At 70.7% G+C, this 22,215-nt stretch carries 23 protein-coding genes, 1 pseudogene and 1 riboswitch; of the genes and pseudogenes, 13 read left to right on the forward strand and 11 right to left on the reverse strand.

The window, feature by feature from the left end; all coding sequences use genetic code 11:
• Together AB0I88_RS37625 and AB0I88_RS37630 are read right to left on the reverse strand one after the other, a co-directional pair.
• On the reverse strand, positions 1-232 hold a 232-nt coding region (locus AB0I88_RS37625), incomplete at its 3' end, for a hypothetical protein (RefSeq protein ID WP_361036348.1).
• A gap of 314 nt (positions 233-546) precedes the next feature.
• Positions 547-1,611 (reverse strand): WYL domain-containing protein, encoded by a 1,065-nt coding sequence (locus tag AB0I88_RS37630; protein ID WP_361036351.1) that lies wholly within the window; start codon positions 1,609-1,611, stop codon positions 547-549.
• 95 nt (positions 1,612-1,706) lie between these two features.
• Between AB0I88_RS37630 and AB0I88_RS37635 the strand changes: the two genes are divergently transcribed.
• A complete protein-coding gene (locus AB0I88_RS37635; RefSeq protein WP_361036413.1) occupies positions 1,707-2,102 on the forward strand; it encodes a RidA family protein in 396 nt (131 codons plus the stop codon).
• A gap of 48 nt (positions 2,103-2,150) precedes the next feature.
• Here the strand turns inward: AB0I88_RS37635 and AB0I88_RS37640 are convergent, their stop codons facing one another.
• Genes AB0I88_RS37640 through AB0I88_RS37650 form a run of 3 tightly spaced genes read right to left on the reverse strand, consistent with a single transcriptional unit; the run spans position 2,151 to position 9,346 of the window.
• A complete protein-coding gene (locus AB0I88_RS37640; RefSeq protein WP_361036354.1) occupies positions 2,151-5,444 on the reverse strand; it encodes a discoidin domain-containing protein in 3,294 nt (1,097 codons plus the stop codon).
• A gap of 8 nt (positions 5,445-5,452) precedes the next feature.
• The gene (locus AB0I88_RS37645) at positions 5,453-6,880 is read right to left on the reverse strand and encodes a glycoside hydrolase family 43 protein (RefSeq protein WP_361036357.1); all 1,428 of its coding nucleotides are present in this window, start codon (positions 6,878-6,880) and stop codon (positions 5,453-5,455) included.
• Between the two features lie 42 nt (positions 6,881-6,922).
• Positions 6,923-9,346 carry a beta-L-arabinofuranosidase domain-containing protein gene (locus AB0I88_RS37650; RefSeq protein ID WP_361036360.1) on the reverse strand — a complete coding sequence of 808 codons (2,424 nt, stop codon included), beginning with the start codon at positions 9,344-9,346 and terminating at the stop codon, positions 6,923-6,925.
• Between the two features lie 532 nt (positions 9,347-9,878).
• On the opposite strand from AB0I88_RS37650, the gene AB0I88_RS37655 reads away from it, so the two are divergent.
• Entirely contained in the window at positions 9,879-10,712 is an 834-nt protein-coding gene (locus AB0I88_RS37655) for a hypothetical protein (protein ID WP_361036363.1), read from the forward strand.
• 222 nt (positions 10,713-10,934) lie between these two features.
• Here the strand turns inward: AB0I88_RS37655 and AB0I88_RS37660 are convergent, their stop codons facing one another.
• Positions 10,935-11,561, reverse strand: coding sequence for a maleylpyruvate isomerase family mycothiol-dependent enzyme (locus AB0I88_RS37660; RefSeq protein ID WP_361036366.1), 627 nt, complete (start codon positions 11,559-11,561; stop codon positions 10,935-10,937).
• Positions 11,562-11,690: 129 nt separating this feature from the next.
• Here AB0I88_RS37660 and AB0I88_RS37665 point away from each other — a divergent pair, with 129 nt between their 5' ends.
• The 3 genes from AB0I88_RS37665 (at position 11,691) to AB0I88_RS37675 (ending at position 14,068) form a co-directional block, all read left to right on the forward strand.
• On the forward strand, positions 11,691-12,188 hold the full coding sequence (locus AB0I88_RS37665) for a hypothetical protein (RefSeq protein WP_361036369.1): 498 nt from the start codon (positions 11,691-11,693) through the stop codon (positions 12,186-12,188).
• 762 nt (positions 12,189-12,950) lie between these two features.
• Positions 12,951-13,445: a sigma-70 family RNA polymerase sigma factor gene (locus AB0I88_RS37670; protein WP_361036372.1), complete on the forward strand. Its 495-nt coding sequence runs from the start codon at positions 12,951-12,953 to the stop codon at positions 13,443-13,445.
• A 5-nt stretch (positions 13,446-13,450) separates the two neighbouring features.
• Positions 13,451-14,068, forward strand: coding sequence for a hypothetical protein (locus AB0I88_RS37675; protein WP_361036375.1), 618 nt, complete (start codon positions 13,451-13,453; stop codon positions 14,066-14,068).
• Between the two features lie 222 nt (positions 14,069-14,290).
• Here AB0I88_RS37675 and AB0I88_RS37680 read toward each other — a convergent pair whose 3' ends face one another.
• Complete coding sequence (locus AB0I88_RS37680) at positions 14,291-14,812, reverse strand: nuclear transport factor 2 family protein (RefSeq protein ID WP_361036378.1); 522 nt, start codon at positions 14,810-14,812, stop codon at positions 14,291-14,293.
• Here AB0I88_RS37680 and AB0I88_RS37685 point away from each other — a divergent pair.
• The 3 genes from AB0I88_RS37685 (at position 14,747) to arsM (ending at position 16,113) form a co-directional block, all read left to right on the forward strand.
• The gene (locus tag AB0I88_RS37685; protein ID WP_361036381.1) at positions 14,747-14,938 is read left to right on the forward strand and encodes a hypothetical protein; all 192 of its coding nucleotides are present in this window, start codon (positions 14,747-14,749) and stop codon (positions 14,936-14,938) included. The genes AB0I88_RS37680 and AB0I88_RS37685 overlap by 66 nt on opposite strands.
• A gap of 149 nt (positions 14,939-15,087) precedes the next feature.
• A complete protein-coding gene (locus AB0I88_RS37690; protein ID WP_361036384.1) occupies positions 15,088-15,225 on the forward strand; it encodes a hypothetical protein in 138 nt (45 codons plus the stop codon).
• Between the two features lie 51 nt (positions 15,226-15,276).
• Positions 15,277-16,113, forward strand: coding sequence for an arsenite methyltransferase (gene arsM, locus AB0I88_RS37695; protein WP_361036387.1), 837 nt, complete (start codon positions 15,277-15,279; stop codon positions 16,111-16,113).
• A 78-nt stretch (positions 16,114-16,191) separates the two neighbouring features.
• Here the strand turns inward: arsM and AB0I88_RS37700 are convergent, their stop codons facing one another.
• Entirely contained in the window at positions 16,192-16,773 is a 582-nt protein-coding gene (locus AB0I88_RS37700; RefSeq protein ID WP_361036390.1) for a methyltransferase domain-containing protein, read from the reverse strand.
• An 86-nt stretch (positions 16,774-16,859) separates the two neighbouring features.
• Between AB0I88_RS37700 and AB0I88_RS37705 the strand changes: the two are divergent.
• A pseudogene (locus AB0I88_RS37705) lies at positions 16,860-17,680 on the forward strand (AraC family transcriptional regulator).
• Here the strand turns inward: AB0I88_RS37705 and AB0I88_RS37710 are convergent.
• Genes AB0I88_RS37710 through AB0I88_RS37720 form a run of 3 tightly spaced genes read right to left on the reverse strand, consistent with a single transcriptional unit; the run spans position 17,677 to position 19,935 of the window.
• Complete coding sequence (locus AB0I88_RS37710; protein WP_361036393.1) at positions 17,677-18,249, reverse strand: TIGR03086 family metal-binding protein; 573 nt, start codon at positions 18,247-18,249, stop codon at positions 17,677-17,679. The pseudogene AB0I88_RS37705 and the gene AB0I88_RS37710 sit on opposite strands and share 4 nt — an antisense overlap.
• Before the next feature lie 58 nt (positions 18,250-18,307).
• Positions 18,308-18,796, reverse strand: coding sequence for a suppressor of fused domain protein (locus AB0I88_RS37715; RefSeq protein ID WP_361036396.1), 489 nt, complete (start codon positions 18,794-18,796; stop codon positions 18,308-18,310).
• Complete coding sequence (locus tag AB0I88_RS37720) at positions 18,793-19,935, reverse strand: S8 family serine peptidase (RefSeq protein ID WP_361036399.1); 1,143 nt, start codon at positions 19,933-19,935, stop codon at positions 18,793-18,795. Before AB0I88_RS37720 ends, AB0I88_RS37715 begins: the two co-directional genes overlap by 4 nt.
• Before the next feature lie 100 nt (positions 19,936-20,035).
• A riboswitch (adenosylcobalamin (AdoCbl) riboswitch) is annotated at positions 20,036-20,185 on the forward strand.
• A gap of 8 nt (positions 20,186-20,193) precedes the next feature.
• Between AB0I88_RS37720 and AB0I88_RS37725 the strand changes: the two genes are divergently transcribed.
• Genes AB0I88_RS37725 through AB0I88_RS37740 form a run of 4 tightly spaced genes read left to right on the forward strand, consistent with a single transcriptional unit; the run spans position 20,194 to position 22,127 of the window.
• On the forward strand, positions 20,194-20,388 hold the full coding sequence (locus tag AB0I88_RS37725; protein ID WP_361036402.1) for a CbtB domain-containing protein: 195 nt from the start codon (positions 20,194-20,196) through the stop codon (positions 20,386-20,388).
• Positions 20,379-21,116, forward strand: a complete 738-nt coding sequence (locus AB0I88_RS37730) for a CbtA family protein (RefSeq protein WP_361036405.1) — start codon at positions 20,379-20,381, stop codon at positions 21,114-21,116. Before AB0I88_RS37725 ends, AB0I88_RS37730 begins: the two co-directional genes overlap by 10 nt.
• The gene (locus tag AB0I88_RS37735; protein WP_361036408.1) at positions 21,113-21,649 is read left to right on the forward strand and encodes a histidine phosphatase family protein; all 537 of its coding nucleotides are present in this window, start codon (positions 21,113-21,115) and stop codon (positions 21,647-21,649) included. The genes AB0I88_RS37730 and AB0I88_RS37735 overlap by 4 nt, the downstream gene beginning before the upstream one ends.
• Positions 21,650-21,662: 13 nt before the next feature.
• A complete protein-coding gene (locus AB0I88_RS37740; RefSeq protein WP_361036410.1) occupies positions 21,663-22,127 on the forward strand; it encodes a GNAT family N-acetyltransferase in 465 nt (154 codons plus the stop codon).
• The last annotated feature ends 88 nt before the right edge of the window (positions 22,128-22,215 follow it).

The following is a 22,215-nucleotide window of genomic DNA, read 5'->3' on the forward strand; positions in this document are numbered from 1 at the left end:
CCGTTACGGGTGTCACGTCTACGGAACACAGATAGCCGAAATCCGTGACCCGCCTCCCCGACCGGGAATTCGTCTCTACGTCCGCGGCCAGCCGGTGACCGTGGCGGTGGTGGCGTGCGACGGCCGGCCGGTGCCGCACGGTGGAGTTTAGGGGCAGCGTCAGCGGCGATCGCCGGGGAGCCATCGCGGCCGGCCGGGTCGTCTCGCCGGTCTTGCTCAGCGACGAACGCACCGTTCAAACAATGCCGTCTACATGCGCAACCACCGCAACGGACGGATATTCACCGGTCTGAGACCGCCGACCACCGACCACCGACCGTCGTCGTCGTCGTCGGTCATCGAATCCCTGATCCGGGTCCGGTCTCCGCTACCCCGCACCCGCGTCGTGAGGCCTGGCAAAGCAGGGCCGGCCCGGACATGCGCTGGTAGCGAGCCTCTATTGATAAACCAGCAGCAGCGCTGGCGGCCAGCGACGATCTGCCGGCGGCGTCGCACCGGGCCCTCGCGCTGGGCGCGGAACTGGTGGAGACGGCCGGTCGGACAGGATCAGCTGCTGGGCGGACGGCTCTCGTTCAGCGGCTGGCCTTGTCGGGCGGCCTGAGCGGGCCCGTCGGCACGCCGGAACCGGCGCGGGCCTGGCGGCCGGGCCGGTTTCTGGGGCGGGTCCCGGTAGGTCGCGGCGAGGGCGGCGGCCCGGTCGTGCAGGGCGGCGCGCAGGGCCGGTGGGGTGAGGGCTTCGGCGGCCGGGCCGAGTTGCCACAGTGCCCAGACGGCGTGCCGCAGGTCCTGGTAGGTGACCTGCAGGCGCAGCCGGCCGTCGGGGCCGGGGGTTTCGGCGCGGACGGCGACGGCCGTGGTGAGCAGTTCGTCGCGGCGGGCCGGGTCGACGTGGACCTCGACGGCGATGTGGTCGTCGGACAGGAACCGGGCGCAGCGTTCGCGCCAGGCCCGGTCGAGGTCGACCCGGCCGGGCCGCCGGGCCGGTTCGGGTAGTTCCTCGGCGGCGTGGATCCGGGCCAGCCGGTAGGTGCGGTCGGCGCCGTCGCGGGTGGCCAGCAGGTAGCCGCGGTCGCGGACGGTGACCAGGCCGATCGGGTCGATGGTGCGCCACGCCGGGGGCTGTCCGGTGGCGGCGTAGTGGATGCGCAGCCGGTGCCCGGCCAGCACGGCCCGCCGCACCTCGGTCAGGGTGGCGGCGGGGATCTGTTCGGTGACGGTGCGGCGTGACAGCAGGTCGGTCTGCGGTTCGACGAGGAACCGCTGGGCGGCGTCGCCGGCGAGGGCGCGGTGGCTGTCCGGCAGCGCGTCGGCGACCTTGCGCAGGGCGGAGGCGAGGGCCGGGCCGAGGCCGCAGCCGGAGCCGGCGGTGAGCAGGGCCAGGGCCTCGTCGTGGTTGAGGCCGGTCAGTTCGGTGCGGAAGCCGGGCAGCAGCGCGAATCCGCCGTGCCGGCCACGTTCGGCGTAGACCGGCACACCGGCGGCGGACAGCGCTTCGATGTCGCGCAGCACGGTGCGGGTGGACACCTCCAGTTCGCGGGCCAGGGTGCCGGCGCTGAGGCGGCCGCGCTGGCGCAGCAGCAGCACGAGGGAGACCAGCCGGTCGGCGCGCATCCGCGAACCTTACCGGAATACCTGACAGCAGGTGTCGTGATTGGTTGGCAGGCTCGCGTTCGCCCGTACGAGAGGAAATGGGGTTTGGTGTGGCAGTGCAGCGAGTGGCGGTCAATCCGTGGCCGTGGTCGGTGGCGTTGGGTTTCAACCAGGGTGAGCTGGTGTCGGGGCAGACCCGGACGCTGTATTGCTCGGGGCAGACGGCGATGGACGCCGACGGCAGGCCGCGGCATGACGGCGACGTGGCCGCCCAGTTGGCGGTGTGCCTGGACAATCTGGAGGCCGTGCTGACGGCGGCGTCCATGTCGCTGGCGAACGTGGTGCGGCTCAACGTGTACACCGTCGACGTCGACGGGCTGTTCCCGCATTACGGGGTGCTGGCGTCGCGGCTGGCCGCGGCCGGGGTGGCGCCGGCGACGACGATGCTGGGAGTGACCCGCCTGGCGATCCCCGGTCAGTTGGTGGAGCTGGAGGCGACGGCGGTCGGTTGACGGCCGGGCCGCCCGGGACTCCGAAAAGGGTCCCGGGCGGCGTCGGGTTCAGGGGGCGAAGGCTTTCACCTCCAGCAGGCCGACGGAGGCGGCGCCGCTGGTCAGCGCGACCCGTAGCCGGGTGGTGCTGACCGGCCCGAACGTGACGGTGTTGTACTGGCCGGCCGCGATCGGGTAGCCGCTTGCCGAGGGCACGTCGAGGTAGGTGCTGCCGTTCCAGTACTGCAGTTTCCAGGAGGCGGGCAGGTCGATGCCCTGGTTGTCGTCGAAGAAGTACACCTGCGCGGACCGCAGGTTCTGTGCCGCCGGCCAGGTCAGTTCGGCCCACTGCTGGCCGGTGTTGGGCCAGGTGCCCCAGCGTGGGTTGACGGTGTCGTTGGACGACGGTGGTTCGGCGCCGTCGTTGAGGGCGGCGACGCTCTCCCACGGGGAGGTGTAGGAGGCGCTGGGGGTGGCGGAGGCGGCCAGGTTCGGGTTCGGTGGCGGCACGGTGGTCTGCCCGTACACCTTCACCTCGGTCAGGCCGGTTTTCGGCGTACCGGAGGGTTGGGTGATCTGCAGGCGCAGCCTGGTGGTGTCGACCGGGGTGAAGGTGACCGTGTTGAGGTTGGCCTGCGGGGTGGCCGGGGTCTTGGCCTGGGCGCTGGTGTTGACCCAGGCGCTGCCGTTCCAGTACTGGACGTTGTAGGCGGCCGGTGGCCGGTAGCGGTTGCCGGCCCGGTCGTGGCGGAAGTGGATCCGGGCTTCGCTGACCGTGCGTTCGCCGCCGAAGGTGATGTCGACGGTGTCGGTGGCGTTGGTGCTGCCGTAGCTGCCCCACAGCGGCGCGTTGGTGGGCAGCCCGTCGACGGCGGCGCCGGGTGTCGTGCCGGAGGTGGTGTAGGACGCCGAGACGGTCGCGCCGGCGGCCAGGTTGGGCCTGGTGGAGGTGAGGTCGACGCCGGCCTTGGCGAAGATGTCGACGATCCGGCCGCTGTTCTGCACCACGTTCTGCGGCGCCTGCAGCGAACCGAAGGCCGTGGTGTGGGTGACGGTGCCGCTGGTGGTGACCGTGCCGGTCGCCGGGTGGTAGGTGAACGGCACGAGCCGGTCGACCGTCGCCACGCGGGTTCCGTTCAGGAAGATCGAATAGCCTTGCGGGATGCCGTTGTACCTGGTCACGCCGTCGGACGGGTCGTCCCAGACGATCGACAGGTTCGCGTTGCGGTAGCGCAGGTTGTTGACCGCGAAGTGGCTCCAGCCGATGTCGACCGGCGACAGTTCGATCTGGGTGTCGTTGCGCGGGCGCAGCCCGGCGACGTCCTCGATGATGGTCCAGTTGCTGCTGCCGAGGATGTTGTGGTGGATCCACGACCGGTAGGTGACGGCGCTGCCGTTCCAGTCGGCCCAGAACTCGTTGGCGTCCGGCCAGTCGGTGTCGCCGCCGACGTATTGCGCCCAGGCGTTCCAGTACAGCAGTTTCTTGTAGTCCTCCCTGGTCATCCACGTGTTCGGGTAGTTGCGCAGCACCGACGAGTAGAGCCGGAACTGCACGGTGGAGTTGATGGTGGAGAAGTTGTTGCTGCCCGGGTTCCCGGCGGCCGCGGCGGCGGCCTTGTCGACCTGGTTGGCGGTGTAGAACGGGAAGATCGGGTATTGGCCGGCGTCGGCGAACAGCCGCAGCGCCTCCCGGTACTGGGCGGTGTTCGGCATCAGCCCGACCGCGTACGGATAGTAGTTGTTGATCTCTTTCCAGGGTACGTGGGTGTTCGTCGACACGTGCTTGTGCTCCAGCAGCTGCCGCGACGGGTTCCACAGCGTGTTCACCACGCCGGTGCGGATCCGGTCGGCGAGCGTCTGCATCTCGGTGGCCTTGGCCGTGTTGCCCAGCAGTGTGTAGGCGTCGCGGGCGGCGTTGGCGGCGCTCCACACGTAGGCGGTCTCGGCCCGGTCCAGGTTGCCGGCGCGCCAGTGGAAGCTGACGGCGTCGGCGTCGTTGCCGGTCATCGCGCCCCAGTCGTACTCGATGACGCTGTTGTTGTTGGTGTCGTAGGTGGCGAGCTGGCCTTTGGCGTCGCCTTCGGCGTACCGGGCGAAGTTGGTCAGCATGGCCGGCTGGCCACCGTGGATCTGGTAGGCACGCCACGCGGCTTCGGCGATGTACTGGGTGTAGGAGTTGGACCAGTTCTCCGGGTCGCCGGGGTTGTCCATGAACCGGCCGTTCGCCGAGTACTGCCCGACCGCCAGATAGGGCCCGTAGGAGTATTCCGGGCTCCGCAAGTATTTCAGGTCGTCGATGTGCATGGGCTGGGTGAGGGCGATCGCGTTGTTGTAGCCGGTGACGCCCTCGATCGACTGCGGGAACTGGAAGTCCTGGCCGGGGATGTCGGCGTCGAGGTGGTTGAACCGCATCAGCCACCACCGGTAGTAGATGTTCTTCTTGATGGCCGCGTCCGGCACGTCGATGTAGGGCACGTTGTCGGCCCACCACCGGTTGTAGTCGCGCACGTGGGTGGCGAACGCGTCGGCCGCGCTGCGCGCCCGGTAGGCGTCGTACTCGGTGCGTGACGCCGGGATCTCGGTGGCGATCAGGCCGAGCTGCACCTTCGCGGTGACGGTCTGCCCGGCGCCGACGGTGACCGACCGGCTGAGCGCGCCGCCCGCGGCGGTGAACCCGTCGCCGGAGAACCGCGGGTGGAGGGTGGTCAGGTTGTTCTTCACCGCCCGGGTGCCGGTCAGTTCGCTGCCGCTGACCGTCGTCGCGTACGGCGAGGTGGCCGTCAGCGTCAACGTCGACGCCGCGCTGCCGGTGTTGACGACGGCGACGTTGGTGACCAGCACGTTGTTGTGGGTGATGAACTTGGTGACCTCCAGCCGCAGGCTGCCGCCGGTGTGCACGCTGCGCCAGTGGCTGGGCGTCTGCCGGCGCTGGGCGCTCTGTTCGGTGAACGTGCCGGCCGAGACGGTGATGGCGTAGGCGTTCTGGCTGGAGATGTTGTCCCAGTAGGCGGCGTTGCCGCCGAACCCGATGACCGCCGGGTTGTGCGTGTACATGAACGCGGCCCGGCCGCGGCTCATCAGCCAGGTGCCGGCCGGGTCGTTGCCGGTGCGCGCCAGCAGCCGGTCCATCCAGAAGTCGGTGCCGGCGGCCTCGGCGTCGTAGATGGCGCGCATCGTGTCGCCGGTGGTGTAGCCGGCCGGCGGCGCCGGGATCGACCCGGTGTTGGCGAAGGTGGGATAGCCGATGGGTTGCGCCGCGTGCGCCGGCCGCGGGCTCACCGCCGGCGACGCGCAGATCAACACCAGGATCGAGGTGTACGCCGAGAGCCGGCGAACAACCGCACGGACCTGCCGTCTGGTCACGGGGCCGTTCATGACTGCATCGCCTTCCACTCGAGCACGCCGGTGGAGTAGCCGCTGCGTGAGGTGATCTGCAGCCGCAACCGTGTCGTGCTGACCGGGCTGAACGTGATGACGTTCTCGACGTTGCCGGCGACGCCGCAGGTGGACTGGCCGGGGACGGGAACGTACTGACTGCCGTTGAAGTACTGCAGCCGGCAGGACGCGGGCAGGTCGATGCCCTGGTTGTCGTCGAACCAGTACACCGAGCTCCGGTTGATCGACTTGGCGGTCGGCCACCGGTATTCGATCCACTGCACGCCCTGCTGCGGCCAGTTGCCGTAGGCCAGGTTCGACCGGTCCTGCGAGCCGGCCGGTGTCCCGCCGTTGTTGACCGCGGCCAGGTGCTCCCACGCCGACACGTGCGACGTGGACACGGTGGCCGACGGGCCCAGGTTGGTGCCGTCTCCCCCGCCGCCGGGGTTGGGCGGCGGTCCGGTGGTCGTCTGCACGACCGGCTGGATCGTGCCGTCGGCGTTGAAGTACAGCCGGTCGACCGCGACGGACCTGCGGAAGTCGCCGCCGCCGGGGGCGCCGGCGTTGTGGTAGACGATGTACCACTGGCCGTTGAACTCGACGATCCCGGCGTGGTTGGTCGTCGACGACACCTGCCCGAGCACGACGCCGCGGTGGGTCCACGGTCCCATCGGGTCGGTGGCGGTCGCGTACCGCTGGCAGGCGTAGTCGGTGTCGGTGACGCAGCCGCCGGTGTCGTTGGCGGCGTACATCATGTAGTAGAGGCCGCCGCGTTTGAACATCCACGGCGCTTCCCAGAAGTCGGTGAGCCCGGCCGGGGTGACGACCGGCCCGACCGTGTCGGTCATGTTGGCGGCGAGCCGGACGGCGCGGGGTCCCCAGTAGCCGCCCCAGTACAGGTAGGCCTGGCCGTCGTCGTCGACGAACACGGTCGGGTCGATGTTGAGCCCTGAGGAGCCGGGGGTGCTGTCGCTGATCAGCGGTCCGCCTTTGGCGTCGGTGAACGGCCCGAGCGGGCTGTCGGCGACGGCGACGCCGATGTTCATCCAGCCGGGACCGTTGCCGTTGACCGACGTGTACCAGTAGTACTTGCCGTTGCGGGGTTCGACCTCACTGGCCCACGCGTCGGCGCCGGCCCAACCGAACGTGCCGATGTTCGCTTTCGCGCCGTGGTGGGTCCAGGTGGCCGCGTCGGCCGACGACAGCACGTGCCATTCGCGCATCTGGAAGTTGCCGGCGCCGGTGGGCGCCTCGTCGCGGCCGGCGTAGACGTACAGGGTGTCGCCGACCACCAGCGGCGCTGGGTCGGCGGTGTAGATGCTGGTGATGATCGGGTTGGCGGCTTGGGCCGGGGTGGCGACGGCTGTCGCCGCGGCGGCGGTGACCAGCGCGCACATCGCGGCCGGCCATCTTCTTCTGGACATCCGACTGCCTTTCTCGCAGGACCTTTCCACGGGGGGCGGGGGTTACTGGCCGGTGGTGTGCAGTTGGGCGATCTCGGTCGCGGTCAGCGCCCGGCTGTGGATCCGGAAGCTGTCGACGGCCGCGGTCAGGTACGGATCGCCCGGGTACTGGGAGCGGCCGATCCAGTTGCGGGTGGTGGACCCCAGCGCCGACGGCCGGAGCGTGAGCGCGCTGTTGCGGGCCACCTCGGCGCCGTTGACGTAGAGGATGGCGAGGTTGCCGGTGTGGGTGACGGCGACGTGCGCCCACGCCCCGGTCGGCAGTGCGGCGGGGGCGTTGACGCGCTGTTCGCCACCGGCGCCGGCGGTGGTGATGGCGTAGCGGGCGGTGCCGGCGCTGCTGCGCGGGGTGAGGAACAGGTAGGCGCCGGTGCCGGTGCCGAAGTCGAAGACCCGGGTCCAGGTGGCGGCCACGTCGATGCGGATCCAGGTCGCGATCGTGTACGCGGTGACTCCGGCGAGGATGCCGGCGGGCAGGCTGACGTGCCCGGTCGTCCCGTCGAGCAGCACGGCGTTGCCGCTGCGCCCGACGGTGCGGGTGACGGCGCCGGCCAGGGCGCCGGTCCAGCCGTTGCCGGTGGCGTCGGCCACGTTCGTGCCGGAGGCCTCGTCGAACGGGTAGCGGGCCTCGCGCGGGGTGCTGCCGGTGACGTTCCAGTAGACGGAGTACCGCTGGCCGTGGGTCTGGTAGAAGGGGCGCAGCAGCACCGGTCCGGCGGTGTACTCCAGTGGGGCGGCCGCCGGGGTCAGGGTGGCGGGGTCGAGGGTGGGCAGGCTGGTGAGGTCGGTGGTGCCGAACTGTCCGGCGAGCACGATCGGCCCGTGTCTGACCGCGCGTACGGCCGGGTTGTCGGGGGTGGGTTCCAGGGTGAGGGTCATCGGCAGGCTGATGTCGACGGTGTCGCCGGCGGCCCAGGTGCGGTTGATCGACAGGTAGCTGCCGGGGGTGGGTGTGCCGGTGGTGGCGCCGTTGACGCGGATCTGGGCGCCGCTGGTCCACGACGGGATGCGCAGTCGCAGGTCGATGGGCCCGGAGCCGGTGATGGTGAGCCGTGACGTGGGCGTCTGCGGGAAGCCGGTGTCCTGCCGGACGGTGATCCCGCGGCCGGGCCACGTCAGCGTCGAGGCGATGTACAGGTTGACGTACAGGATGTCGCCGTTGTGGAAGTAGACGCTGTCGGCGAGTTTGGTGTTGGTCTCCATGCCGGTGCCGTGGCAGCAGGTGAAGTCGTCGTAGTCGTTGCTGTAGGTCTTGATGCCGCCGGCGCGCAACGGCACGTAGTAGCAGTGGTGGCCGTGTGCCGAGTTCGGGTTCTGCGCGCCGAGCAGATGGTTGTAGAGCGCCTTTTCGTAGAAGTCCATCAGTTCGGCGGCGCGGCCCGGGTCGGTGAAGAACAGTTGCCGGGTCAGTTTCAGCATGTTGTAGCTGTTGCAGCATTCGCAGGTGGTGTCGGACAGTTCGCTCGCGATGCGGTTCGGGGCCTGGAAGTATTCGCCGTTGGAGTTGCCGCCGATGGCGTACGAGTGCCGGCGGACGACGAGGTTCCAGAACGTGACGGCGATGTCGCGGTAGCGGGTCTCGCCGGTGGCGTGGAAGCCGCGGATCGCGGCGATCGCCTTGGGGATCTGGGTGTTGGCGTGGAATCCGGCGAGTGCGTCGACGCCGGCGGCGAGCGGGTCGAGGACCTGGGCGTGGTCGAAGTAGCGGGCGGTGGTCAGGTGTGCCGGGTCGCCGGTGAGCTGGTACAGGTTGAACAGGGTCTCGCCGAGGCCGCCGAATTCGACGCGCAGCATCTGCTGCCGCTGGGCCTGGGTGAGGCGGCTGTTGCGGGCCTGGATCCAGGCGGCCTTGCGGGCCAGCACGGTCAGGGCCTGGGCGCTGCCGGTCAGCAGGTGCCAGTCGAGCAGCCCTTGGACGATCTTGTGGAGGGTGTAGTAGGGCGCCCACACCTGCTGGCCGGTCTCGACCCGGTCGATGAACGATTCCGGGTATGCCGACAGGTAGCCGTTGGGCCGCTGGCACAGGGCCAGTTGCGCGACCAGGTGGTCGCCTTTGGCCCGCAGGGTGGTGTCGCCGGTGTCCGCCCACGCCTGGGCGAGGGCGGTGAGCAGGTGGCCGGTGGAGTGGCCGCGCAGTTCGGTCGACGGTGACTCCCAGCCGCCGCACGCGGTGGCGGTGGAGGTGAGCCCGGCGTTGAGCCGGAACGTGTGCAGGAGCCGGTCGGCGTCGAGGAACCGCAGGTAGGTGTGGGTGCGGGCGGCGTTGTCGGCGAACGCTCCGGCGCCGAGCCGCACGGCGGCCGGGGTGAACGGGTACGCCGAGACGCCGATGTCGGGGCGGGCGGCGCGGGCCGGGCCGGCGGGCAGCAGCGCGCTCGCGGCCCCGGCGGCGCCGGCGATCAGTGCGGTGCGACGGTTGAAACGCATGAGGACACCTCTGCAATCGACAGACTTCGATGCTTGAGCGGGGATGCCGCCCAGAGGTGTGCACTGTTTCGTGAGCGTGCGACGCCCATGGGCGATCCCGGCCCATCCGCCCCCGTGATGCGATGCGCCTGCGGCACACGCTGCCTTACGAAAAGGTTTTCGGCAAGATGTCGGCCCGGTTAAGAGATAGATTCCCGCCGACCCAGCCCCGGCCGCCGGTACGAAGCCCCACCGGCGAAGCGGCTCACCGGTCGGCTGTCTCTCCCCGGGTGGTGCCGGGCGGGCCGCAGAACACGCTTCGCCCGGTCGGCCAGGATGATCACCCCGGAGGCGCCGCATCGCGGGCAGGTGCGGGCGGGCGCCGCCATCATGCCGGCCCGGGCCTCGCACCCCGGCAGCGGCAGGAGAGTGAACCACGCCCCCAGCCGGAAGACGATGCTACTGACGGCTTTCCGGCGGGTGCCTTGTGTGGTCGCGAAAAGCAGCAAAGGATAGGTCCTCACTTTCAGCGGCCTCGCCGGCTTGGAGGGGCATGAAGAAAGACGGCGGACCCCTCGGCATTGCCTGGCTGTTTCTGACGGTTGCGCTGGCGCTGTCCTCCGGCGTCGCTCAGCTCGTAGTGAGCGGATGGGGCCGGTTGGCACTCGGAGCGATCTTCGTCATCTCCCTGACGCTGCTCATTCTCCGTTTCGCCCGCCGACGAATCGGCGCCGGACTCATCGGGGCACTCCACGAGAGGGACAGGCTTCGCGACGGCTTGAACTACGTCCTGGATTCCGCCGACTCTCCGTTCTCGGAGAAGATCGACCTGACCGTTCGAGTCGGGGATTCGGGCAGCGGCGACAAGGTTCGCCATGAAGCCGTGACGTCTCCGAGGAAGCCGCTCAGATACCGGGCCTTCTACCCTGTGGTTCCGGATGCCCGCAACCCTCCGGGCTTCGAGAGCATGGAATTCTCCGGCGCGGTGCTCTCACCCCGATCCGCCGGGATCGAGATCCTGCCGATCCGGAAGGACCGCTGGATTCGTGTGGTGGCCCTGTTCCGGCCCGCAGTCGAGAAGCCGTGTCATTGGGTCGTCGAATACCGTTCACCCGGCCTCTGGGATCCGCTGCGTGAGTCCGGCTGGGACACGCTGACGTGGCGAATGCGGCATGACCCCGGCGCAGACGACGAGTCGGTTGCCGAGCTCACGATCAACTTCGTGGCCCCGGCCGGTTCCTGCATATCGGTCAGCGAGCGAGGCAAACGAGGGAGTATCGAATCCTTTTCCGGTTCGATGGGATCGCAATACTCGATCTGGCGGATTCCTGAGGCCAGGCCGGGCGACGTGTTCGTCTTCGACCTGCAACTCGCGGCCCAACGGTGACTCGGTGGACATCGGGCCCGCCGGTCCGGCCGTCCGGCGTTTCGCCGTCGCACTGGCAGCGGAAGCCGGACGGCTTGCCGTGGACCGCTTTCCCCGCGCCGGCTCCGGCGTCACCCGTGAACAGGACCGCTCCGACGTGACCGGCGCAGACATCGCGGCAGAAGACCTGGTCCGCACGAAGTGGCCCACCCGCTCAGCTCTCCGGTGCGGCGGCGCCCCGGCTCAGGGCAGCCGGCGTCCCAGCGCGGCGGTGCCCGGCCCGTCCAGATCGGCCAGTGCGGCCCGCCGTCCGGCCAGGGCCAGCATCACGGCCTCCGCCGTGCCCCGCACGGCCGGGCCGTCGCCCCACGCCCAGTCCAGATCGGTCGCCTCGAACCGCAGCCCGGCAGTCCTGCCGCGCGGGGCGAACCCGACGGCCCGGCCGCCGACGAGGAAGTCCAGGGAGATCCGCAGCCGTTCCGGGCGCAACTCGCCGGGCAGCCCGAGCGGACGGCGGATGTCCAGCGAGTGCACCTGCAGGTCGGTGAGCGCGCCCGGATAGCCGACGACCGGCGGCCGGAACGGGTTCTCCGCGTGGGCGCGCAGCATGGCGGCCAGCTCGCGGGCCGGGCGGGCGGCGGTCGCCGTGGCCAGCCGGGCGTTGGCCCGGTGCGGGTTGAACCCGCTGCGCACCAGCTGTCGCAGCGCGGCGGTGTGGCTGACGGCGACCACGGCGACCAGGTGCCCGACCACCTCCTTGACCGTCCACGCGGCACACAGGCTGGGCACGCTCAGCTGCCCGGGTGTCAGCGCGTCGGTGAGGTCGGCCAGGCGGCGGCGCTCGTCCGCGATCATCCCCGTGATGCTCACCCGGGCGACATTACCGGGCCGCCGAGCGCCCCGGCGGATGCCGCGACGGGGTGTATCGGCGGCAAGCCGAACCGGCAGAGCGGCACGCGGTCGTCGTCATCGAGGATCCGTCAATATAGCGTTGACAGCGTGGCTCGGGAACTGGCACAGCTGGCAGAGGTCCGTGCGGCTCGCACGCGGTTGGACGAGCAGGAGCTGGTCCTCATCGACCGTGCGCGCCACGAGGGGGCGACATGGGCGCAGATCGCCGCCGCATTGGGGTTGAGCAGCAGGCAGGCCGCCGAGCAGCGCCGACAGCGTCTGGCCGCTGCCGCCCGGTCGCGGCGGCAGGAGACCGACCGTACGTACGGGCCCGGTGTCGCCGCTCTGCGCGCCGCGGTGGCCGGGTTGCACGACTGGATCACGCTGGACCGGCACTGGGATTCCCGCTTCCAGCGGGCAGGGCTGGTGCGCGCCACCGTGGCCATCGCCCTGCAGGCCGCGCCGGGAGCTCTCTGTGCTCTCGCCGAGCATACTGTGGCTGACCTGGGCGAATGCGGCCTGCAACGCCTGCCCTCGCCGGTCCGGGCAGCGGCGGCTGCCCTACGAGAGGCCTTGTCGAACATTGACGCCGAGGTGAGGCATTGATATGTCCTGGCTCAACTCTGAGGACATGAGCCAGGGAAGCCCCCGGGGCGTAACGCCACACTGTTCGTGTTGATCTCACTGCCGGCGGGCTTCGGAAGCACCACCATGTCGCTGGTAGCCGGGTCTCACCCGGTCGAGCAGCTTGGCGGCACAACACGCCCACCTCGGCGAGGCCGAGCGGTACGCTCTGCGGCGCGGGCGCATCGTCCGCCGCGGCCGGGGCTGCAGCCCGTACGTCACCGCACCCCGTGGCGTCCTTCGACCGCCGGTCACCGCACGCAGACGACGTGTCCGGGGTCTGCTCCCGCGCCGATGCGACCGGTCTGCGGGCCGAGAACCGCGGCAGTCGGTTGTGTCGTGCCCGTTGCGCACCGCCTCACGCAGCGCCCGCAGCAACTCCGCGAAACCCCGGTCCATGCTCCCGCACGCTACGCCGCACTGGAGACCGGCGACCCGGCCGGGCAGGGAATTGGCTACGCGAATATTCGCAGGTAGAGCCGGTCATGGAAGTGGTCCACAAGGGTGCGTCGTCCACGTTGCACCGCGGCCCGCAGGGCCCCTGACCAGCCTTAGCAAGATCGTCAGTCGACGGTTGTACCCGCGCGACCCGCCTTCCGGGCTGAGCATGCACGGCGGCGCTCACCCTCGGGGACCCGGCAGCGTCTTCCGTGACGGTGAACGGCGATGCCGCCGGTTCGTGGCCGGCAGCCGGCGGGTTCTCGTTCAGGTAAGCGTGTGGTGGCCGTCTGGCGTAATAACGGTGTGGAGCATCGACAGGCGCAGTTCGCCGCCTTCTACGAGAGTGCCCGCGACGACTGCGTGCGGGCGGTGACGGCGTCGCTCGGCAGCCGGCAGGCGGCCGAGGAGGTCGTGGCGGAGGCCTTCGCCCGCGCCTGGGCGCGCTGGCCGCGGGTGGCCGAGCATCCCTCGCCTCGCGCGTGGGTGGTCCGCACGGCGCTCAACATGCACGTCTCGTGGTGGCGCCGATGGCGCCGGGAGGTGCTCACCCCGGATCGGTACGACCAGCCGTGTCACGACGATCCGCAGGCGGCGATGCCGGATTCGGCGATGATGGCGGCCCTGCTGGCGCTGCCGCCGCGCCAGCGGCAGGTCGTCGCGCTGCGCGTCTTCCTGGATCTCGACAGCAGGGCCACCGCCGACACGCTGGGCATCGCCCCCGGAACGGTGACCGCCCACCTCGCCCGCGCGACCCGCGCCCTGCGAGCACATCTGACAGCCGTCACCGAACGGGAGTGAATGCCGTGCCGGACGATCACGATGACCTGTACGCCCTGGTCCGCAGCGACTTCGAGGCGGTGCGGCTGCGAGCGAGCCTGGACGACGTCGCCGCCCGGGGCCGGGTGTTGCGGCGGCGCCGCAACACGGTGACGGCGAGCCTCGCGGCGGTGGCCGCCGTCTGCGGCCTGGCGCTGACCGTGTCGCCCGGCGCCGAGACCGGCCGGCCCGCGCCGATGAACCTTGCGGCGTGGTCGGTCGAGTCGGCGCCGGACGGCACCGTCGTGCTGACCATCCGGCAGCTGACCGACGCCGACCGGCTGAGCGCCGCGTTGAGGGCCGCGGGTGTGCCGGCTGTCGTCGAGTTCGAGCGGATCCCTCCGGAGGCGGACGCGGTGGGATGCGCCGAGAACGATCAGCCGTCGTTGCCGCAGCTGCACGACGTCATGGACGCGGCCGGGGAGATCCGCGACGGCGAGCGTGTCTTCACCATCCGGCGCGACCGGATGCCGTCCGGCACGAGCCTGCATTTCGTGCTCTTCGAGGGCCGTGCTCGCGACGGCACTGTGCAGCGCACCGCCCGTACCGGCCTCGTCGAGGGGACGCCGCTGCTGTGCAGGCCGTCGTGGAGCACCGGAGAGTAGCGGTGTGGCGGCGGCCATGCACGCTCAGCCCGGCGGCCGCGCCGCCGGGCGCGGCCCGGCAGCCGGGCCGCGCGGCTACCGAACCGGATCAGCCTCGCCCGTACCACAGAACTGGATCTTGATCTGGTGAAGCGAGCGGCAGAGCGCATCCGGCTGATCTCAGGTCCCCGCCGCTTGCCGGCTGCCGGTTGCGCGGCCGGACGGCGCCTTGGCCGAGGGCTTTCAGGCGTCGGCCAAGGCGGCTGCGAGATCGGCCGTGCGGCCCAGTAGCCGGGCGGTGGCGATGGGGTCCATGTAGTCCTGATACGACACGATCTCGCCGTCGCGGACCCGGATGACGCCCAGCGCCCGGAACCGGTAGGCCTCGCCGGTGCCGGTCGAGCGCCCGTAGTGTTCGATCTCGGTGACGACCACCTCGGGATCGCCGGTGTCACGCACGAGTGCGTCGACGCCGTCCATCTCGAACAGTCGCCGGGAGCCCGGTGTATTGCCGAAGAAGGCCCGGATCGCCTCCCTGCCCCGCAATTGGTGTGGCTGGCCCGGCAGGGCGAACGGGTACTCCAGGACGCCGTCCTCGGCGAACAGGTCGGCGAAGACCACGTTCTCACCGGCCACCATCCGCCGGACCTGCTCCACCACATCGTGTGGGCTGCGCCGAGCGCTCAGGCCGCGGGCGCCGTGCGCCCGGACATCACCGCCGCCGATCTCATCACACTGCTGAAGAGCCTGCTCGTGACCGTGCACGACAACCCGGATCCCGGGCGAGCCGAACGCATCCTCGCTGTCCTGACCGATGGGCTGCGGCCGTCACCGGCAACCCGCCCGAACACGGCCGTCGCTGCGACGACGACCCGGCCCGGCCCGGCATGACGTCTCGAAAACGCTGGAGATGATCCTCGATACCCGGCCGGGACCGGCGGCTCCGGTATTTCGACATGCGTCTAGCTTGACGATCATCGAAACAAGTGCCAGTCTTGTTTCGACACCCGTCAAGACAGCCTGTCGGTGAGGAGACCACCATGCTGCTGCGCATCCACCGCCGCACCCGCGACGACGCCGTGCGATTCTGCGACGCCTGCGCTCAGGTCAGCACCCGCGCCGAACGCCGCTACCAGCACACTCGCGCCACCCCCATCACACTGGGCCGGCTCGGCTGAGCACCGCGCCCGGCCGTCCCGCCGAGCACCCGAAAAACGAGGAGAACGACCATGACAGAGCAGAACGAGACCGGCGACGTCCGCGAGCAGGTCCGGGAGAAGTACGCGGCGGCCGCCCGCGCCGTCACCACCAACGGCGACGGGTGCTGCGGCCCCGCGCCCACCGCGCTGCAAACCGTGGGCGCGAGCGGCACCGACCCGTTCGGCGCGAGCCTGTACACCGACGCCGACCGCGGTGAACTGCCCGCAGACGCGGTCACAGCGTCGCTGGGCTGCGGCAACCCCACCGCGGTGGCCGACCTCAACCCCGGCGACACCGTGCTGGACCTCGGCTCGGGCGGCGGCATCGACGTGCTGCTGTCGGCCCGCCGGGTCGGCCCCACCGGCAAGGCCTACGGGCTGGACATGACCGACGAGATGCTCGAACTCGCGCGCCGCAACGCGGCCGAGGCCGGCGCCGTCAACGTCGAATTCCTCAAAGGCCAGATCGAGCAGATCCCACTGCCCGACGCCGCCGTGGACGTGGTCATCTCCAACTGTGTGATCAACCTGTCCACCGACAAGCCCGCAGTCTTCGCCGAGACGTTCCGCGTGCTCAAGCCCGGCGGCCGCCTCGGCGTCTCCGACGTCGTCGCCCAGGACCACCTCACCGCTGAACAGCGCGCCGAACGCGGCGGCTGGGTCGGCTGCGTCGCCGGCGCCCTGTCGATCAGCGAATACCGCACCGGCCTGGAGACCGCCGGGTTCACCGGCGTCACCATCACGGCGACCCACGACGTCGCCGACGGGATGCACTCGGCCATCGTCAAGGCCACCAAACCGGCCGAGGCCCGCCCCTGCTGCACCACCACGCAGGAAACCGCCGCCGCGAGCCAGAACAGCAACTGACCGCCCGTACCCGCAACCAGGCCGCCGGCCACCCTCCGTCCGCCGGACGGGGATGACCGGCGGCACGGCGCGCCCCGGCTACGCGGGCGCCGCGGCGGTGAACAACGAGTAGCCGCCGAACCGCCACGCCCGCCCCCGGCCGGTCACCGCCACCTCGACCAGGCCCGCGCCGGTGAACGCGCCCGGCGCCAGAGCACCCCAACGCCCATGCCCGTCCAGGTCGGCCACATGCAGCCGCCCGCCGGGCCGCAACACCCGCACCACCTCCCGCAACGCCCGGTCCCGGCCGGCCTCGTCGAGGTGATGCAACATCAGCGACGACAGCACCACGTCGAAACCACCGCCGGCGAACGGCAGATCACCCGCATACGCCTGCCGGAACTCGATCACCGCACCGGCACGCCCGGCCTTGCGGCGCGCCCGCCGCAACGCCGCCGGGTCCGGGTCGATACCCACCGCCACCACCCGCGGACCACGGCGCGCCTGCGCGGCAAGCAGATTCCCGGTACCGCAGCCGATCTCCAGAACCCGCTGCCCGGCCCGCAGCCCGGCCTGCTCGAGCAGCCGCTCATGCAACCGCCCGGCCCCGGCCAGCCGGCTCAACGGGTCGTACAACGGCAACAGCCACGGCTTACCGGCAGCCGGCACAAAATCGGCCATCACACACTCCCCTATGACGGGATTCGCCTCGTACCCTCAGCCTCGTGCCCGCCACCACAAGCCACAACAGCGAAAACACGGCACCGATGCGACGTTCTTCGGTCCCGCTGGTCGGCTTCGCCCGCCGGCCCGGCCACCCCGCCGTGGCGACCGCCCGGCTGCCGCGCCACGACCTGCCACCGGCCGCCCACGCCCACGACTTCCTCGTACTGTTCTACGCACACACCGCCGCCGACGACGTCCTCATCGACGACCACCGCTGGACCGTATCCGCCGGCGACCTGTTCGTGCTCGCCCCGGCCAGATCGTCGCCTTCACCGCAACCCCCACCGCCGCCACCGACGGCTGGATGGTGTGGTTCCCCGCCGACACCGTCCGCGCAGCCCACACCCCGTGGCGCTCCCACCCGCTGCTGTTCCCGTTCGCCACCGGAACCGACCGCCCCCAACGGCTGCACATCGCCCCCGGCGACCGGCCCGCCTGGACCGCCCGGTTCACCGCACTCGACACCGAACTGTCCGAACGCCGCGACGGCTACCCCGAAGCCGCCCTCGCCCACCTCACCCTGCTGCTGGTCGCCGCCGCCCGGCACACCACCGGCCAACTGCTCGCCGCCGTCTTCGACGTCATCGAACGCCGCTACCCCGAAACCCTGTCGCTGGCCGACGTCGCCGCCGAACTCAACCTCACCGCCGGGCACCTCACCACCGTCGTACGCCGCAAAACCGGCCGCACCGTCCAACAGTGGATAACCCACCGCCGGCTCCAGCAAGCCCGCCACCTGCTGACCGAAACCGACCTACCCGTCGCCGCGGTCGGCAGACGCGTCGGCTACCCCGACACCTCCTACTTCATCAAACGGTTCCGCGCCGAACACGGCCTGACCCCCAGCCGATGGCGCACCTAACCGGCCGGCACCCACGACGGATCACGGCCCGTCAACGCCAGCAACGCACCGAACCGGCCCTGCTCGGCACCCACCACGACCGGCGGCCCGAACGCACCCATCTTGCGGCCCATGTCCCCCATCGAATCCAGGAACTCGGCCGTCGGCGGCAACAACGCCGGATCCACCTCGTACGGCTGCCCCGTCGCCAGCGCCAGATCCCAGCCGTGCACCACCAGGTCGACCACCATCATCAAACCCAGCGTCCGCTGCGGCAGCCCCATCCCCGGCGACACACCCTCCAGCGCCTGCGGCTGCGACCACGCCGCCACCATCCGCCCGGCCTCGACCGCGAAACCGTCACGCCACCCCGGCGTCAGAGCGTCCGGCGTGACACTCCAGTCGACCTCCCGCCGAACCGCGACCGACTGAAAATTACGAACCACCTGAAACAGATGGTTCAGCAGATCACGCACCCTGAACTCGGCACACGGCGTCGCATGCCCCAACTGCTCGTCACGGACCCCCGCGACCAGAACCGTGACACCGGGCACGACCCGCACCAGCAGATCACTGATCTCAGTAGACATCCGCCCAGCCTACGAACAGCCACCGGCACCGGTCACCGCCCCAACGGGTGACCGCCGGTCACGCCCGCAACGGATCCGTGACCATCAACGGATCCTCGGCGATCTCCACCGACCCGTCCGCCTCCGCCGCCGTCACCCCCACCAACTGCAGAAACCGCTCACCCAACTGCGGATCCGGCACCAGAATCAGCACCGTCAAACCCGTGTCCGGCCCATCGGTGTACGGAAACCCCGTCACCGGCGCACCCCAGTCGATCCACTGACCGTCCTCCACCACACCGTCCAGCGTCGCCACATACGCCGCCACCCGGTCCAGCAACACGAACGGCCACTGCGGCGGCCGCACCTCAGCCCCACGCGCCACCCGCACCGTCAACTCGAAACCGAACCGCTCACCCAGCCCGTAACTCACCACATGCCAATGCCCGGCCGCCGGATACGCCGACGCCGCCCGCACATGACAACCCTCCACCGGATACGACACATGCCACGGCTGCTCCAGCGGATACAACCGGCCCATCGCCTCGGTGACAGCCTCCCACCTCATCCCCGCATTCGATCATGACCGGCCCGCCAACCGCGACGACGGCCCCGCCCCACCACCACAGCGACCAGCCCCGCCAACACCGCCAACCCGAACCCACCGGCAGCGAACCAGCCCGCCCGCACCCACTCCGGCGAACCCCCCGCCGCCGGCGCCACCGCCACCACACTCGGCACCGCCGCCACCACCGGCCCCGCCTCCTCCGTCAACGCCCGATACGGATTCAGCAACCCGAACCCGTACTCGTCACTGCGCGCACCCCCCGGCGCCGGATCCACCGACCGCAACAACCGCCGAGTGATCTCCGCCGCACTCTCCCGCGGAAACCGCTCCCGCAGCAACGCCACCGTCGCCGTCACGAACGGCGTCGCGAAACTCGTCCCCTGCGCCACCGTATGACCAGCCACCGGCGACGCCACCGTCACCTTGTCCCCGAACGCCACCACATCAACATGCTCACCCACCTGCGAATACGACGCCCGCACACCATCCGCGCCGACCGCACCCACCCCGATCACCCCCGGATACGCCGCCGGATACGCCAACCCCGCCGCCGGACCGTCGTTACCCGCCGCCGCCACCACGATCACCCCGGCCGCCACCGCATCCGCGATCGCCGACCGCACCGCCGCACTCTCCCGCGGCATCACCAGCGAAATATTGATCACCTGCGCCCGGCCCGGACCCGCCGCCCACCGAATCCCCTGCGCGAACGTCCGCGCACTGCCACCCGCAGCAACAGCCGCCTCGTCAAGATCCTGATGCTCACTCACCCGCACCGGCACGATCGTCACCCCCGGCGCCAGCCCCTGCACCCCGGTGCCGGCATCCGCACCCGCGGCGATGATCCCCGCCACCCCGGTCCCGTGCCCCACACAATCACGGCGCCCCGCGAACTCGTCACGCAGCAGATCACGGCCCGCCACCACCCGCCCCCGCAACTGCGGATGCCGCGCATCGACACCGGAATCCACCACCGCCACCCGCACCCCGGCACCCGTCGCCAAACCCGCCAACCGCCCCGGCGCATAAGCCTTCAACTCCGCCGGCACCGCCGCCACCACCGGACTCGCACCCACACACTGCGCCGCCCACACCGGCGCCGGAACCGCCACCGTCACCGCCACCACGAACCCGGCCACCACCGCCGCCGACCACCGCACCACACACCCCCGCACCCCGTAGACCGGCGTGGATGCTACCGGCCGCCGGTTGTGCCCGGCCCACCCCGGCCGATAGGTTGAACCCACCAATCTGCGGTGCGCTGAGGGAAATCCGGTGAAAATCCGGTGCGGTCGCGCCACTGTGAGCCAGCCCCGACGGGCCGGTGAGTCAGGACGCTCACGCGCCGCAGGCCCCATCGAACGGGACGCGTCATCCCGCAGGAGGTTCATTCCGCCATGCCCAAGGCACAAGCGCTCACCACCCCCGGCATCCCCACCAAACTGCTCGCCACCGCGGCCGGCTTCACCGGCATCATGCTGCTGCTCGCCTACCTCGTCGCCTTCGACCAGGGCACACTCTCCCAATCCGGCATGTACCTGCACGAACTCATGCACGACGGCCGCCACCTGCTCGGTGTCCCGTGCCACTGACCGCACCCGGCTACCTGCGACTACTGATGCGAGGCCTGCTCGCCGGCCTCATCGCAGGCCTGCTCGCCGGCGCCTTCGCCTACCTCATCGGCGAACCGCACATCAACGCGGCCATCGCCATCGAAGAAGCCACCACACCCGCCACCGGCGAACAGCCCCTGGTCTCCCGCGACGTCCAATCCGGCCCCGGCCTGCTGCTCGCCACCGGCCTCTACGGCGTAGCCCTCGGCGGCATCCTCGCCACCGCCTACACCATCCTGCGCCGCCACCTGCACACCGGCAGCGACACCACCGCCGCCCTCGGCCTCACCGCGGCCGCCCTCACCGGCATCGTCCTGGTGCCCTACCTCAAATACCCGCCCAACCCACCCGCCGTCGGCGACCCGGCCACCATCAACCAGCGCACCGCCGCCTACCTCGCCGCCCTCACCCTCGGCCTCGTCGCCGTCTGGGCCGCCGTCCTCGCCGCCCGCACCCAAACCCACCCATGGGCCCGCGCCACCGCGGCGACCGGCGCCTTCCTGACCGTCGTCACCATCGCCCACACCCTCCTACCCACCTTCGACGAAGTCCCCGCCGACTTCCCCGCCACCCTGCTGTGGAACTTCCGCATCTCCTCACTGGGCACCCAAACAACCCTGTGGCTCACCCTCGGACTCGCCTTCGCAGGCCTGCTCGCCCACCTCAACCGGCACACCCACACACCGCAGCCCGCCACCACCGGGTGACCGAACTCCGGCTCATCGCCACCGCCCACACCCCCGCACTACGCCGGGCCGTCTTCGGCGGCGACGACCACCTCGACGAAGCGGGCCGCAACGCGGCCCGCTTCCTCCACATCCCCACCCGCGGCCCCTGGACCTGCGCCCCCACCCACGCCGCCCACGAAACCACCACCCTGCTCGGCGGCACCCCCATCACCGACGAAACCCTCGCCGACCCCCACTACGGCACCTGGACCGGCCACACCCTCGACCAGATCGACCCCACCGACCTGCACACCTGGCTCACCGACCCCACCGCCACCCCCCACGACGGCGAATCACTGACCCACCTCCACACCCGCGCCCGCACCTGGCTACACCACCAAACCCAGCCGGCACTCACCGCCGTCGCCCACCCCATCACCATCCGCGCCATCCTCACCGCCGCCCTCGACCTGCCCCCCACAGCCATACGGCGCCTCGACGTCGCCCCCCTGACCATCACCCGGCTCACCCACCACCGCGACGGCTGGCACCTGCACCTGCCCACCGGCTGACACAATCACCGGCATGGCCCTGCGCATCACCGTCGACGACCTCACCGGCCCCGACATCGCCGCCCTCCTGCAACAACACATCGACGACATGCGCGCCACCAGCCCACCCGAGAGCAAACACGCCCTCGACCTCGACGGCCTCCGCAAACCCAACATCACCGTCTGGACCGCCCACGACGGCCACCACCTCGTCGGCTGCGCCGCCCTCAAACAACTCGACCCCACCACCGCCGAGATCAAATCCATGCGCACCGCCGCCACCGCCCAACGCCGCGGCGTCGCCTCCACCCTGCTACGACACCTCATCACCGAAGCCCGCACCCGCCACTACACCCACCTCTACCTCGAAACCGGCAGCGCCGACTACTTCACCCCCGCCCGCACCCTCTACCAGAACTTCGGCTTCCAACCCTGCCCACCCTTCGCCGACTACCGCCCCGACCCCCACAGCGTCCACATGCTCCTCACCCTCTACTGAGCTTCCGGGGTTGAGGTCACTCTCATGTCCACATCGCCACTTTGGGTGATTCCTGACGGTTCGGGGCTGCTGTCTATTTAGGGCATGC

The sequence above is a fragment of the Actinoplanes sp. NPDC049802 genome (assembly GCF_040656595.1).
GTDB lineage: Bacteria > Actinomycetota > Actinomycetes > Mycobacteriales > Micromonosporaceae > Actinoplanes.

Bases quoted from the DNA above. Each gene is read 5' to 3' on its own strand.
- AB0I88_RS37630 (WP_361036351.1), bottom strand. From the start codon at position 1,611: ATGCGCGCCGACCGGCTGGTCTCCCTCGTGCTGCTGCTGCGCCAGCGC.
- AB0I88_RS37645 (WP_361036357.1), bottom strand. From the start codon at position 6,880: ATGTCCAGAAGAAGATGGCCGGCCGCGATGTGCGCGCTGGTCACCGCC.
- AB0I88_RS37650 (WP_361036360.1), bottom strand. From the start codon at position 9,346: ATGCGTTTCAACCGTCGCACCGCACTGATCGCCGGCGCCGCCGGGGCC.
- AB0I88_RS37655 (WP_361036363.1), top strand. From the start codon at position 9,879: ATGAAGAAAGACGGCGGACCCCTCGGCATTGCCTGGCTGTTTCTGACG.
- AB0I88_RS37690 (WP_361036384.1), top strand. From the start codon at position 15,088: ATGCTGCTGCGCATCCACCGCCGCACCCGCGACGACGCCGTGCGATTC.
- arsM (WP_361036387.1), top strand. From the start codon at position 15,277: ATGACAGAGCAGAACGAGACCGGCGACGTCCGCGAGCAGGTCCGGGAG.
- AB0I88_RS37700 (WP_361036390.1), bottom strand. From the start codon at position 16,773: ATGGCCGATTTTGTGCCGGCTGCCGGTAAGCCGTGGCTGTTGCCGTTG.
- AB0I88_RS37710 (WP_361036393.1), bottom strand. From the start codon at position 18,249: ATGTCTACTGAGATCAGTGATCTGCTGGTGCGGGTCGTGCCCGGTGTC.
- AB0I88_RS37715 (WP_361036396.1), bottom strand. From the start codon at position 18,796: ATGAGGTGGGAGGCTGTCACCGAGGCGATGGGCCGGTTGTATCCGCTG.
- AB0I88_RS37725 (WP_361036402.1), top strand. From the start codon at position 20,194: ATGCCCAAGGCACAAGCGCTCACCACCCCCGGCATCCCCACCAAACTG.
- AB0I88_RS37740 (WP_361036410.1), top strand. From the start codon at position 21,663: ATGGCCCTGCGCATCACCGTCGACGACCTCACCGGCCCCGACATCGCC.